15 protein-coding genes, 1 tRNA gene and 1 riboswitch are annotated in these 13,297 nt (G+C 41.0%); of the genes, 13 read left to right on the forward strand and 3 right to left on the reverse strand.

All coding sequences use genetic code 11. The features are described 5' to 3' along the window. Window positions 1–45: 45 nt before the first annotated feature. Window positions 46–498, reverse strand: coding sequence for a GtrA family protein (locus OCF96_RS00460; RefSeq protein ID WP_261444622.1), 453 nt, complete (start codon window positions 496–498; stop codon window positions 46–48). A gap of 28 nt (window positions 499–526) precedes the next feature. Further along, window positions 527–623: riboswitch (PreQ1 riboswitch) on the forward strand. Here OCF96_RS00460 and OCF96_RS00465 point away from each other — a divergent pair. The 4 genes from OCF96_RS00465 (at window position 621) to dapA (ending at window position 3,922) form a co-directional block, all read left to right on the forward strand. Continuing rightward, complete coding sequence (locus OCF96_RS00465; RefSeq protein ID WP_261444624.1) at window positions 621–1,130, forward strand: QueT transporter family protein; 510 nt, start codon at window positions 621–623, stop codon at window positions 1,128–1,130. (Overlaps the previous riboswitch by 3 nt.) A gap of 99 nt (window positions 1,131–1,229) precedes the next feature. Next, window positions 1,230–1,302 (forward strand) — tRNA-Thr (locus tag OCF96_RS00470). A 551-nt stretch (window positions 1,303–1,853) separates the two neighbouring features. Beyond that, window positions 1,854–2,930 (forward strand): aspartate-semialdehyde dehydrogenase, encoded by a 1,077-nt coding sequence (locus tag OCF96_RS00475; RefSeq protein WP_000542462.1) that lies wholly within the window; start codon window positions 1,854–1,856, stop codon window positions 2,928–2,930. Window positions 2,931–2,986: 56 nt separating this feature from the next. Beyond that, on the forward strand, window positions 2,987–3,922 hold the full coding sequence (dapA, locus tag OCF96_RS00480; protein ID WP_049532598.1) for a 4-hydroxy-tetrahydrodipicolinate synthase: 936 nt from the start codon (window positions 2,987–2,989) through the stop codon (window positions 3,920–3,922). A 44-nt stretch (window positions 3,923–3,966) separates the two neighbouring features. On the opposite strand, the gene mnmE is transcribed toward dapA, so the two are convergent. Both mnmE and OCF96_RS00490 read right to left on the reverse strand, forming a co-directional pair. Next, window positions 3,967–5,340 (reverse strand): tRNA uridine-5-carboxymethylaminomethyl(34) synthesis GTPase MnmE, encoded by a 1,374-nt coding sequence (gene mnmE / locus OCF96_RS00485; protein WP_261444629.1) that lies wholly within the window; start codon window positions 5,338–5,340, stop codon window positions 3,967–3,969. A gap of 137 nt (window positions 5,341–5,477) precedes the next feature. Continuing rightward, the gene (locus OCF96_RS00490; RefSeq protein WP_001117401.1) at window positions 5,478–5,660 is read right to left on the reverse strand and encodes a 4-oxalocrotonate tautomerase; all 183 of its coding nucleotides are present in this window, start codon (window positions 5,658–5,660) and stop codon (window positions 5,478–5,480) included. A gap of 123 nt (window positions 5,661–5,783) precedes the next feature. On the opposite strand from OCF96_RS00490, the gene OCF96_RS00495 reads away from it, so the two are divergent. The 9 genes from OCF96_RS00495 to OCF96_RS00535 all read left to right on the forward strand — a co-directional run bounded on the left by OCF96_RS00495 (window position 5,784) and on the right by OCF96_RS00535 (window position 13,255). Then, window positions 5,784–6,374, forward strand: coding sequence for a thymidine kinase (locus OCF96_RS00495; RefSeq protein WP_261444630.1), 591 nt, complete (start codon window positions 5,784–5,786; stop codon window positions 6,372–6,374). Continuing rightward, window positions 6,371–7,450, forward strand: coding sequence for a peptide chain release factor 1 (gene prfA, locus OCF96_RS00500; protein ID WP_001028815.1), 1,080 nt, complete (start codon window positions 6,371–6,373; stop codon window positions 7,448–7,450). Before OCF96_RS00495 ends, prfA begins: the two co-directional genes overlap by 4 nt. Further along, on the forward strand, window positions 7,450–8,286 hold the full coding sequence (prmC, locus tag OCF96_RS00505; protein ID WP_261444632.1) for a peptide chain release factor N(5)-glutamine methyltransferase: 837 nt from the start codon (window positions 7,450–7,452) through the stop codon (window positions 8,284–8,286). Before prfA ends, prmC begins: the two co-directional genes overlap by 1 nt. Next, window positions 8,270–8,872, forward strand: a complete 603-nt coding sequence (locus OCF96_RS00510) for an L-threonylcarbamoyladenylate synthase (RefSeq protein ID WP_261444633.1) — start codon at window positions 8,270–8,272, stop codon at window positions 8,870–8,872. The genes prmC and OCF96_RS00510 overlap by 17 nt, the downstream gene beginning before the upstream one ends. 1 nt (window position 8,873) lies before the next feature. Further along, a complete protein-coding gene (locus OCF96_RS00515; RefSeq protein ID WP_261444634.1) occupies window positions 8,874–9,305 on the forward strand; it encodes a GNAT family N-acetyltransferase in 432 nt (143 codons plus the stop codon). 49 nt (window positions 9,306–9,354) lie between these two features. After that, on the forward strand, window positions 9,355–10,611 hold the full coding sequence (gene glyA / locus OCF96_RS00520) for a serine hydroxymethyltransferase (protein ID WP_261444636.1): 1,257 nt from the start codon (window positions 9,355–9,357) through the stop codon (window positions 10,609–10,611). A 7-nt stretch (window positions 10,612–10,618) separates the two neighbouring features. Next, window positions 10,619–11,593, forward strand: coding sequence for a nucleoid-associated protein (locus tag OCF96_RS00525; RefSeq protein WP_261444643.1), 975 nt, complete (start codon window positions 10,619–10,621; stop codon window positions 11,591–11,593). Further along, window positions 11,593–12,207 carry a cell wall hydrolase Pmp23 gene (gene pmp23 / locus OCF96_RS00530; RefSeq protein WP_261444646.1) on the forward strand — a complete coding sequence of 205 codons (615 nt, stop codon included), beginning with the start codon at window positions 11,593–11,595 and terminating at the stop codon, window positions 12,205–12,207. The genes OCF96_RS00525 and pmp23 overlap by 1 nt, the downstream gene beginning before the upstream one ends. Window positions 12,208–12,280: 73 nt before the next feature. Further along, window positions 12,281–13,255 (forward strand): DUF1002 domain-containing protein, encoded by a 975-nt coding sequence (locus tag OCF96_RS00535; RefSeq protein WP_001227752.1) that lies wholly within the window; start codon window positions 12,281–12,283, stop codon window positions 13,253–13,255. The last annotated feature ends 42 nt before the right edge of the window (window positions 13,256–13,297 follow it).

Here is a 13,297-nt window from a genome sequence, read left to right on the forward strand (position 1 = left end):
AATTTTTTACACTTAATTATATATTAATTAAGAAGTTCTGGCAAGCTATATGCTTAAATTCTTTCTTATTTTTTTAAAAATAAATACCTTACTAAAAATGTAATTGAGGATAATTATCAAAAATTGTGAAATAACTGTTTCAATACTATTCACCTTGTCAATATTATTATTTACAAATTGTCCGATAATATTAGGAAACTGTGTTACAAATAGAAAAGTTAAAATCAAATCTAAAAGAAAAGTAGAAAGGCGTGCTAGAGTAAATTTCATTAAACGGATTGACCAATTTTTCCTAGCTTGCTTGAATACAATTGTATCGTTTGTAATAAATGCAAACAGAATTCCGATAATATTTGCGAATCCAGTAGCAAGGAGCTCTCTATTAGTTAGTTGATAAATGACTAATCTGGATAGGATAGAAACAAGAGTAGTGGCTATTCCAAAAAAGAGATAGAGTAAAAGCTCATTTTTCACGAGACTTTGAATACGTTTTTTCATGTTTTTAGTATAGCATAAAGCAGTCTATTGTGCTATACTAGTAAGGTTGATTCAATCAACCCTTGGTGCTTAGCTTCTTTCACCAAGCATATTACACGCGGGTAACCGCCAAAGGAGAAAAGATGAAAAAATTAACTATTCGTGATGTTGCAGATATTGCAATTGTTGCTGCTATCTATGTCGTTTTGACTGTCACACCACCCCTAAATGCCATTAGCTACGGTGCTTATCAGTTCCGTATTTCAGAAATGATGAACTTTATGGCTTTTTACAATCCCAAGTACATCATCGGAGTTACCATTGGCTGTATGATTGCTAATTTCTTTAGCTTCGGACTGCTAGATGTTTTTGTTGGTGGTGGATCAACCTTGGTATTCCTCAGTCTAGGTGTTTGGCTTTTTGCAAAATACAGCAAGGATTATCTCTTTAACGGATTGATTCGAAAAGATCATTTCTTCTTTTCAATCCTATTTTCAATTTCCATGTTCACCATCGCTGCCGAGTTGAATATCGTATCGCAATTACCATTTTTCCTTACTTGGTTTACAACAGGAATTGGTGAATTTGCCTCATTAATTGTTGGAGCGATTATTATCGGTAAAATTGGTCGTCGAATCGATTTAAGCAAATAGAAGAAGATAAGCTAGGCAACTCTGATCTGGCTTTTTCTTATGCAAAATTTCTAAGGAAACTTGACAAGTTTTTCTAACTATAGTATACTCTTTAAGTAAGCTGATTTAGCTCAGTTGGCAGAGCGCATCCATGGTAAGGATGAGGTCGCCGGTTCAATCCCGGCAATTAGCATGAAATAGACAGAAAAGCCCTTGATTTACAAGGGTTTTTGTTATGTCTGCCCCAAATCTGCCCCAAATTTTTCAAAGATATTTCTTATGCACCTGTGTAAATGAAATTAATACTTAATGAAAATCAAAGAGCAAACTAGGAAGCTAGCCGCAGATTGCTCAAAGCACTGCTTTGAGGTTGTAGATAAGACTGACGAAGTCAGTAACTATACATACGGTAAGGCGACTCTGACGAAGTTTGAAGAGATTTTCGAAGAGTATAAAGAGTTTCGTCTGTTGACAAAAGTGATTCTCTTTAGTAGAATAGTAGATGCGATGAGTCGATAGGTAGTCTTCGGACTACTATTGAGCATAAGGAGGTCATAACGCAGGAGCGGACCTTGATGAGTTGTGTGAACCTGCTCATCACATGAAGATGCCTCTTAGTCCCTAGTCTAGCGACTGGGGATTTTTATTTTCCAAAAAATGATGAAAAAGCTTTGCAATTCATGGAAAAAGTAGTATAATACTTCTATTATAGAAATTTTTAGAAAATTCCGAAAGAGGTTATTTATGGGATATACAGTTGCTGTAGTCGGCGCGACAGGTGCTGTCGGTGCTCAGATGATAAAAATGTTGGAAGAATCAACACTTCCAATCGATAAAATTCGTTTACTTGCTTCTGCACGTTCAGCAGGCAAGACTTTGAAATTTAAAGATCAAGATATTACGATTGAAGAAACGACTGAAACAGCTTTTGAAGGAGTTGATATTGCTCTCTTTTCAGCAGGTGGTTCTACATCAGCTAAGTATGCACCATACGCAGTGAAGGCTGGCGCGGTAGTAGTAGATAATACATCTTACTTCCGCCAAAATCCAGATGTTCCTTTGGTTGTTCCAGAGGTCAATGCTCACGCACTTGATGCTCACAATGGTATCATTGCCTGCCCTAACTGTTCAACTATCCAAATGATGGTGGCTCTTGAGCCAGTTCGCCAAAAATGGGGATTGGACCGTATCATTGTTTCAACTTACCAAGCAGTTTCAGGTGCTGGTATGGGAGCAATTCTTGAGACACAACGTGAACTTCGTGAAGTTTTAAATGATGGAGTGAAACCACGTGATTTGCATGCGGAAATCTTGCCTTCAGGTGGTGACAAGAAACACTATCCTATCGCCTTCAACGCTCTTCCACAAATTGATGTCTTCACTGATAATGATTACACTTACGAAGAGATGAAGATGACTAAAGAAACGAAAAAAATCATGGAAGATGATAGTATTGCAGTATCTGCAACATGCGTCCGTATTCCTGTTTTGTCAGCCCACTCTGAGTCAGTTTATATCGAAACAAAAGAAGTGGCTCCAATCGAAGAAGTGAAAGCAGCTATCGCAGCCTTCCCAGGTGCTGTTCTTGAAGATGATGTGGCTCATCAAATCTATCCTCAAGCCATCAATGCAGTGGGTTCACGTGATACCTTTGTTGGTCGTATCCGTAAAGACTTGGATGCAGAAAAAGGAATTCACATGTGGGTTGTTTCAGATAACCTTCTCAAAGGTGCTGCTTGGAACTCAGTTCAGATTGCAGAAACTCTTCATGAACGTGGCTTGGTTCGTCCAACAGCTGAATTGAAATTTGAATTAAAATAGTCATATTGTTTAGGAGTTCAGATGAACTCCTTCTTTGAAATAGAGAGGTGTTTCTCATGTCTTATCAAGATTTAAAAGAGTGTAAAATCATCACAGCCTTCATTACCCCTTTCCACGAGGATGGTTCTATCAACTTTGATGCTATTCCAGCCTTGATTGAGCATTTGTTGGCTCACCATACGGATGGAATTCTTCTCGCAGGGACCACTGCTGAGAGTCCAACATTGACTCACGATGAAGAGTTGGAACTATTTGCGGCTGTACAAAAGATTGTCAATGGACGTGTTCCTTTGATTGCGGGTGTGGGTACCAATGATACGCGTGACTCTATCGAGTTTGTCAAAGAAGTAGCAGAATTTGGTGGTTTCGCAGCTGGGCTTGCTATTGTACCTTACTACAACAAACCTTCTCAAGAAGGAATGTATCAGCACTTTAAGGCCATTGCAGATGCTTCTGACCTACCAATTATTATCTATAACATTCCAGGTCGTGTGGTTGTCGAATTGACTCCAGAAACCATGCTTCGTTTGGCTGACCATCCAAATATTATCGGTGTCAAAGAATGTACTAGCTTGGCAAATATGGCTTACTTGATTGAGCACAAGCCTGAAGAATTCTTGATTTATACAGGTGAGGATGGAGATGCTTTCCATGCCATGAACCTTGGTGCGGACGGGGTTATTTCTGTTGCCTCTCATACAAATGGGGATGAGATGCACGAGATGTTTACTGCCATTTCAGAAAGCGATATGAAGAAAGCTGCAGCTATTCAGCGCAAATTCATTCCTAAGGTTAATGCCCTCTTCTCATATCCAAGTCCTGCTCCAGTTAAGGCCGTTCTCAACTATATGGGATTTGAAGCTGGCCCGACTCGTCTACCTCTTGTTCCAGCACCAGAAGAAGATGCCAAACGCATTATCAAGGTTGTCGTAGATGGCGACTACGAAGCAACTAAGGCAACTGTAACAGGTGTCCTTAGACCAGATTACTAAGAAAGATTAGAAAATCCATGACCGAATGAACGATCATGGATTTCTTATTTTCCTAAACAGAATTGGCTAAAAAGTTGAGTGATGAGTTCATCTGGAGCAGCATCTCCAGTGATTTCTCCGAGAATTTCCCAAGTACGGGTCAAATCTACTTGAAGCAAGTCAACTGGCATACCCAGTTCAAGACCTTGGTTAACAGCTTGTAGGCTTTCAACTGCTTTTTCAATCAGGGAAATGTGACGAGCGTTGGATAGGTAGGTAGCATCTTGCTCAACCAAACCAGCATTTTCAAAGAAGAGGTCATTAATGCGTTCTTCAATCTTATCGATATTTTGGTTTTTAAGGACTGAAATGCGGATGACATCTTCTGGAAGTTCCTCGGTTTCGATGGCCTCAGGTAGGTCTGTTTTATTAAGTAGAATAATGCGATTAGTCTCCTGACTAATTTCTAGGAGTTGGCGGTCTTGGGCGGTTAGTGGTTCACTGGCATTTAGCACCAGTAGAACCAAGTCAGCTTCCTTAAGAGCTTTTTTCGAACGCTCAACGCCGATTTGTTCAACGATATCATCTGTTTCACGAATACCTGCTGTGTCAATCAATTTTAGGGGAACACCGTTGATGTTGACGTATTCTTCGATGACATCACGTGTCGTACCAGCAATATCAGTCACGATAGCCTTGTCTTCACGCAAGAGGTTGTTGAGAAGGCTGGATTTCCCAACGTTGGGACGTCCGATGATAGCTGTTGAAATTCCTTCACGAAGGATTTTGCCGCGACGGGCTGTTCTAAGAAGATTGGTTAGTAATTGCTCAAACTCCATAGTCTTCTCTCGGACAACAGCAGTAGTCGCTTCCTCAACATCGTCATACTCAGGATAGTCGATATTGACCTCAACTTGGGCAAGTGTGTTAAGGATTTCTTGACGGGTATTATTAATGAGGTCAGAAAGGGAACCATCCAATTGTTTGACCGCAATGTTCATGGCCTTGTCAGTCTTAGCACGGATGATATCCATCACTGCTTCAGCCTGTGTCAAGTCTACACGACCGTTTAGAAAGGCACGTTTGGTAAATTCACCAGGCTCAGCCAACCGAGCTCCTTCACGAATCGCTAGCTGGAGAATCTCATTGGTCACCGCAATCCCACCGTGGGTGTTGATCTCGATAATATCCTCACGAGTGAAGGTTTTTGGAGATTTCATAGCCCCAACCATAACTTCGTCCATGACTTTATCAGTCAGCGGATCAACAATGTGACCGTAGTTGAGAGTGTGGCTGGCAACCTGGCTCAAGTCTTTTCCTTTAAAAATTTTTTGCGCAATAGCAAAACTGTCTGTCCCGCTCAGTCGGACAATACCAATAGCCCCTTCACCTAGTGGAGTAGAGATAGCAGCGATGGTATCAAATTCACGTGTAATCATAATATTTCCTTTAGTTAATAGCTCTTTTTTTGGAAAATTTTCCAAGTATCCTTTCAGATTGTAACAAATTTAGGCTATTTGTTCAATGAATGATACTTGGAGATTGAAAAAGCCTAAGCAATTCTGCTTAAGCTAGCTTATTTGGTGCGCATTTCCCCTTGTGGGAAGTAAGTTCCTTCTGGCATGTCGTTGATGATGACATGGACAGCAGACTGAGGGGCTCCTGTGTTGCGAACAACAGCTTCTGTTACTTCCTTAGCAAGAGCTTTCTTTTGCTCGAGCGTGCGTCCTTCAAATAAATCGATGCGTACAAATGGCATAATAGCTTCCTCCACTAGTTTTTGATTTCTTCTATTTTACCACATTTTGCCATTTAAAGCTTAAGAAAATTATGATATACTAGAATGTAGCAAAAATTTAGAAATGGACGTGAAGCAAGAAACATGGCACAGTTGTATTATCGTTATGGGACCATGAACTCTGGAAAGACAATTGAGATTCTCAAGGTGGCCTATAACTATGAGGAGCAAGGAAAAGGTGTTGTCATTATGACCTCGGCTCTGGATACGCGTGACGGTGTTGGCTATGTGTCGAGTCGAATCGGTATGAAACGCCCTGCTCTTGCGATTGAGGAGACGACGGATATCTTTGGCTATATTCGAGACCTATCAGAAAAACCTTACTGTGTGCTGGTCGATGAGGCTCAGTTTCTCAAGCGTCACCATGTTTACGACCTAGCTCGTGTTGTGGACGAGTTAGACATACCCGTCATGGCTTTTGGTTTGAAAAATGACTTTCGCAATGAATTGTTCGAAGGTTCCAAATATCTCTTGCTTTTAGCAGACAAGATTGATGAGATTAAGACCATTTGCCAGTATTGTAAAAAAAAGGCGACTATGGTCTTGCGTACACAGGATGGATTGCCTGTTTATGATGGAGAACAGATCCAGATTGGTGGTAATGAAACCTATATCTCAGTTTGCCGTAAACATTATTTTACCCCTGAAATCAATAAGGAGAATGAAGAAAAATGAACATCTATGATCAACTACAAGCTGTAGAAGACCGTTATGAAGAATTAGGAGAATTGCTGAGTGACCCAGATGTAGTATCTGACACTAAGCGTTTCATGGAGCTTTCAAAGGAGGAAGCTTCAACTCGTGATACGGTAACAGCCTACCGTGAGTATAAGCAAGTCCTTCAAAACATCGTCGATGCTGAAGAGATGATTAAGGAATCAGGTGGAGATGCTGACTTGGAAGAAATGGCCAAGCAAGAACTCAAAGATGCCAAGGCTGAAAAAGAAGAATACGAAGAAAAACTAAAAATCTTGCTCCTTCCTAAAGACCCAAACGATGACAAGAATATCATCCTTGAAATCCGTGGCGCTGCTGGTGGAGACGAAGCAGCACTTTTCGCTGGTGACCTCCTAACCATGTACCAAAAGTATGCGGAAGCCCAAGGTTGGCGCTTTGAAGTTATGGAAGCCTCTATGAATGGTGTAGGTGGTTTCAAAGAAGTGGTTGCCATGGTTTCAGGTCAGTCAGTTTACTCTAAACTCAAGTACGAATCTGGTGCTCACCGTGTGCAACGTGTCCCTGTGACAGAAAGCCAAGGTCGCGTACATACTTCGACAGCGACAGTCCTTGTCATGCCTGAAGTGGAAGAAGTAGAATACGATATTGATCCAAAAGACCTTCGTGTTGACATCTATCACGCCTCTGGTGCTGGTGGACAGAACGTCAATAAGGTTGCGACTGCCGTTCGTATCGTTCACTTGCCAACCAATATCAAGGTTGAGATGCAGGAAGAGCGTACTCAGCAAAAGAACCGTGAGAAGGCTATGAAAATCATCCGTGCGCGTGTGGCTGACCACTTTGCTCAGATTGCCCAGGATGAACAAGATGCTGAGCGTAAGTCGACCATTGGTACTGGAGACCGTTCAGAACGTATTCGTACTTATAACTTCCCACAAAACCGTGTCACAGACCACCGTATCGGCTTAACCCTCCAAAAACTAGACACAATTTTATCTGGTAAATTGGATGAAGTTGTGGATGCCTTGGTGCTCTATGATCAAACGCAAAAATTAGAAGAATTAAACAAATAATGAAATTAGCTCAATTATTTTCAGATTTTGAAGAAGAGTTGATAAGACAAGGAGAGGAAGCTGAAAGCCTCTCTTTTGTCTATCGTAGCCTGAAAAACCTCACTTTTACAGACTTTGTTTTTGCCCTCCAGCAAGAGGTAACAGAGGAAGAAAAACAATTTGTAGAGGAAATTTACCAGCAGTTAGCAGCTCATAAACCAGCCCAGTACATTATCGGTCATGCAGATTTCTTTGGAATGCAGTTAACAGTTGATGAGCGTGTTTTGATTCCCCGTCCTGAAACAGAGGAGTTGGTGGAACTTATCCTAGCTGAGAATCCTGAGGAAAATCTTAAGGTCCTAGATATCGGGACTGGAAGTGGAGCTATATCTCTTGCACTCGCTAAAAACAGACCAGATTGGTCAGTGACAGCAGCAGATATTTCTCAAGATGCGCTTGACCTTGCATCCGAGAACTCTAAAAATCAAGAACTTAATATATTTTTTAAAAAATCGGATTGTTTTGCAGAAATTTCTGAAAAATATGATATAATTGTATCCAATCCACCCTATATCTCTCGTGAAGATGAGTCAGAGGTAGGCTTGAATGTTTTGCATTCAGAACCTCACCTAGCCCTCTTTGCAGACGAGGATGGCCTAGCTATTTACCGTAGAATTGCGGAAGATGCAAAGGACTATCTCAAGGATGGTGGTAAGATTTACCTTGAAATTGGATACAAGCAAGGTCAAAGTGTTCCTGAACTTTTTAGGAAACATCTTCCTGAAAAACGAGTACGAACACTCAAGGACCAGTTTGGTCAAGATAGGATGGTTGTCGTTGATGATAAACAAGATTAGACAAGAATTAGAAAAGGGAGGGGCTGTTGTTCTGCCTACTGAGACAGTTTACGGTCTTTTTGCCAAGGCTCTAGACGAAAAAGCAGTTGATCATGTTTACCAGCTCAAACGTCGTCCTAGAGATAAGGCGCTCAATCTAAATATCGCCTCTCTAGAGGACATCTTGCACTTTTCAAAGAATCAGCCAGCTTATCTACCAAAACTTGTCGAGATCTTTTTACCAGGTCCCTTGACCATTATTCTCGAAGCCAATGGCAGAGTTCCCTACTGGGTCAATTCTGGCCTTTCAACTGTTGGATTTCGGATGCCCAGTCACCCTATCACACTGGATTTGATTCGAGAGACAGGTCCCTTGATTGGACCTTCTGCCAATATCTCAGGTCAGTCAAGTGGAGTGTCCTTTGGTCAGATTCTAGAGGATTTTGACCAAGAGGTTCTGGGTCTTCAAGACGATGTTTTTCTAACTGGACAGGATTCAACTATTTTGGACTTGTCTGGAGACAAGGTGAAAATCTTACGTCAAGGAGCCATTAAGCGAGAAGATATTCTTGCTCGGTTACCAGAGATTTCTTTTGAGGAGGAATGAGATGCTAAGAGATTTGCAAGAAACAGATGTGAAAGCTATATGTGACATCAACCAAGAGGCTTTGGGTTATTCTTTTAGTCCAGAGGAAACGGCTAGCCAACTAGCTAGACTGTCTCAGGATTTACATCATTTCCTACTTGGCTATGAGGATGCAGCTAATCATGTCTTACTTGGATATGTCCACGCTGAAGTTTATGAATCTCTCTATTCCAAAGCAGGATTTAATATCTTAGCCTTAGCGGTTTCACCTCAAGTACAAGGTCAAGGTATTGGTAAAAGCTTACTACAAGGGTTGGAGCAAGAAGCAAAAAGACGTGGCTATGGGTTTATCCGCTTAAACTCTGCCGATCATCGTCTGGGTGCTCATGCATTTTATGAAAAAGTTGGTTATACTTGTGATAAAATGCAGAAACGATTTATTCGCATCTTTTAGTTTATTTTCTTAAACTAAAGGACCTGTCACACTATAAAGGAGAAGACCTATGATTTTTGACAAAGACGATTTTAAAGCATACGATGCTGATCTCTGGAATGCTATTGCCAAAGAAGAAGAACGCCAACAAAATAACATTGAATTGATTGCTTCGGAAAACGTTGTTTCCAAGGCTGTTATGGCAGCTCAAGGGTCTATCTTGACGAATAAATATGCCGAAGGCTACCCGGGCCGCCGTTACTATGGTGGAACTGATGTGGTAGATGTGGTAGAAACTCTAGCCATTGAACGTGCAAAAGAAATTTTCGGTGCTAAATTCGCCAACGTCCAACCTCACTCAGGAAGCCAAGCCAACTGTGCTGCTTACATGGCCTTGATTGAGCCAGGTGATACCGTTATGGGGATGGATTTGGCTGCAGGTGGACACTTGACTCACGGAGCTCCTGTCAGCTTCTCAGGTCAAACTTATAACTTTGTGTCTTATAGTGTGGACCCTGAAACAGAACTCTTGGACTTTGATGCTATCTTGAAACAAGCTCAAGAAGTAAAACCAAAATTGATTGTAGCAGGTGCTTCAGCCTATTCTCAAATTATCGACTTCTCAAAATTCCGTGAAATTGCGGATGCTGTTGGGGCGAAGCTCATGGTGGACATGGCTCATATTGCTGGTTTGGTGGCGGCTGGTCTTCACCCAAGTCCAGTACCATACGCTCATATCACTACAACAACTACCCACAAAACCCTTCGTGGACCACGTGGTGGTTTGATTTTGACTAATGACGAAGAACTGGCCAAGAAAATTAACTCAGCAATTTTCCCGGGTATTCAGGGTGGTCCTTTGGAGCATGTTGTTGCAGCTAAGGCAGTTTCATTCAAAGAAGTTTTGGATCCAGCCTTCAAGGAATATGCTACTAATGTTATCAAAAACAGCAAGGCTATGGCAGATGTCTTCTTGCAAGACCCTGATTTCCGTATCATTTCTGGTGGAACTGAAAACCACCTCTTCCTAGTGGATGTAACCAAGGTTGTAGAAAACGGAAAAGTTGCTCAAAACTTGCTGGATGAAGTCAATATTACCCTAAATAAAAACTCAATCCCTTACGAAACCTTGTCACCATTCAAGACAAGTGGTATTCGTATTGGAGCAGCAGCCATTACTGCACGTGGATTTGGTGAAGAAGAAAGTCGCAAAGTGGTTGAACTCATCATTAAAACCCTTAAGAATGCAGAAAATGAAGCTGTCTTAGAAGAAGTGAGAAGTGAAGTCAAAGCGTTGACAGATGCCTTCCCGTTATACGAGGACTAAAATTTTTATGGACATTTATATTAAGAAAGCTATTATCCATCAGTTCAGTCCGGATGATACCGAGCTGTTCTTAGCGGATAAGTTTCTCAATATCACTCCAAAAATCGAAGAATACCTGCGTAAAAAAATTGAACGTGTGTATTCAGATGAAGCTAAGACTGGGATTTTCGAAGAAGAAAATCCCTTCTTCAATCACATCACAGACGATTTGTTGGAGACATCAGTAACACTGGCTAATCTCTGGAAAGAGGAGTTCAGCATTTCCGAAAATCTCAAGACCAATGACTTGATTTTTGTGCAATTTTCTAAAGAAGGTGTAGAACATTTCGCTTTCTTGCGAATTGCCCTGCGGGAGAACTTGACCCACCTCGGAGGAGAAGTTGATAATCCAATCAAGTTGACTCAGAATAACCTGCCTGGATTTGGAACGGGTGCCGACGAAGCCTTGGTGGTTAATCTTCAGAGTCGCAAGTACCATCTGATTGAAAAACGAATCAAGTACAACGGGGCTTTCTTGAACTATTTTTCAGATAATCTTCTTGCTGTCGCTCCTAAGATTTCTCCTAAGAAATCTATCAAAGAACTAGAAAAAACGGCCCAGAGAATTGCTGAGACATTTAATACAGACGATTTTCAATTTCAATCTAAGGTCAAATCAGCGATTTTCAATAACTTAGAAGAAAGCAATGAATTGTCACCAGAAAAATTGGCCAACGACCTTTTTGACAATAATCTGACGGCTCGTTTGAGCTTTATTGATCAAGTCAAGGAAGCTGTACCAGAGCCTGTTCAATTTGATGAAATTGATGCCAGTCGCCAGCTTAAAAAATTTGAAAACCAAAAACTCTCCTTGTCAAATGGAATTGAGCTCATCGTTCCCAATAACGTCTATCAAGACGCCGAATCTGTTGAGTTTATCCAAAACGACAATGGAACCTACTCTATCTTAATCAAAAATATCGAGGATATCCAAAGTAAATAATGTTTAAACGAATTCGAAGAGTGCTTGTACTAGCAGTCTTCCTTTTTGCTGGCTATAAAGCTTACCGCGTTCACCAGGATGTCAAGCAAGTCATGACCTATCAACCCATGGTGCGAGAAATCTTGAGTGAAAAAGACACCCCAGCAAACGAAGAGCTTGTGCTCGCTATGATTTATACTGAAACAAAAGGAAAAGAAGGCGATGTTATGCAGTCTAGTGAGTCTGCAAGTGGTTCCACCAACACCATCAATGATAATGCCTCTAGCATTCGGCAAGGCGTTCAAACTCTGACAGATAATCTCTATCTGGCTCAGAAGAAGGGGGTTGATGTCTGGACGGCTGTTCAAGCCTATAATTTTGGACCTGCCTATATCGATTTTATCGCCCAAAATGGTAAGGAAAATACCTTGGCTCTGGCCAAACAGTACTCTCGTGATACTGTTGCTCCCTTGCTTGGTAATACCACTGGAAAGACTTATAGTTATATTCATCCCATTTCCATTTTTCATGGATCCGAACTCTATGTAAATGGAGGAAACTATTACTATTCTAGACAGGTGCAATTCAACCTTTACATCATCAAATGTTTTACTCTCTTTTCGACATCTGGCTAGCCCAGGTGTTTTTGTTATAAGTTTTCTTTAAGATAGATATATTACTCTAGAAAGGTAAAGGAGGAAAATCCCTATGAGAAAGAAACTCTTTCTGACTAGTGCTGCGGTCTTGTGGGCAGTAACAGCTATGAATAGCGCCCATGCAGCAACAGATGTTCAAAAAGTTATCGATGAAACCTACGTCCAACCTGAATATGTCCTAGGTTCATCATTGTCTGAAGATCAAAAAAATCAAACTCTAAAAAAACTGGGCTACAATGCCTCAACAGATACCAAAGAACTCAAGACCATGACACCTGATGTCTATTCTAAGATTATGAATGTGGCAAATGACTCTAGCTTACAACTGTATTCATCAGCCAAGATTCAAAAACTAGGTGACAAGTCGCCACTTGAGGTCAAGATTGAAACACCAGAAAACATCACTAAGGTGACTCAGGATATGTACCGAAATGCAGCCGTAACTTTGGGTGTGGAACACGCCAAAATCACTGTAGCAGCCCCTATTCCAGTTACAGGTGAGAGTGCTTTAGCAGGGATTTACTATTCGCTAGAGGCTAATGGAGCCAAGGTACCACAAGCCAACAAAGATTTGGCTCAAGAAGAGTTGAAGGCTTTGTCAGATATCAATGCTGAAAACAAGGACAAAACTGGCTATGATGCTAATAAATTGAACGTTGCCCTAGCTGATATCAAATCAGGACTCGCCAAAGCTAAAGAAAGCAAGGGAAATCTGACAGAGGAAGATGTCCGTAAAATTGTTGAAGATACCTTGAAAAATTACAAACTTGATCAGGTTATAACAGGAAACCAGATCAATATTATCATCAATTTTGCTTTGAATCTCTCAAAGAGTGATATCCTCAGCAATACAGACTTCACTAAAACCTTGAATGACCTGAAACAAAGTATTGTTTCACAAGCTGGCGACAGTTTTAAAAATATCAACCTTAACTTTGATGCTGATAAGGCGCTAGAGGACGGTGGTAACTTCTTAAGCTCCCTCTGGCAAGCCATTGTCAACTTCTTCAAGAGTTTTGGTTCTTAAGAAATTTCATGGTATAATAGATGGTAACCGTAACGTTGCCGT

This window comes from Streptococcus mitis (assembly GCF_946190065.1).
Classification (GTDB): domain Bacteria; phylum Bacillota; class Bacilli; order Lactobacillales; family Streptococcaceae; genus Streptococcus; species Streptococcus mitis_DE.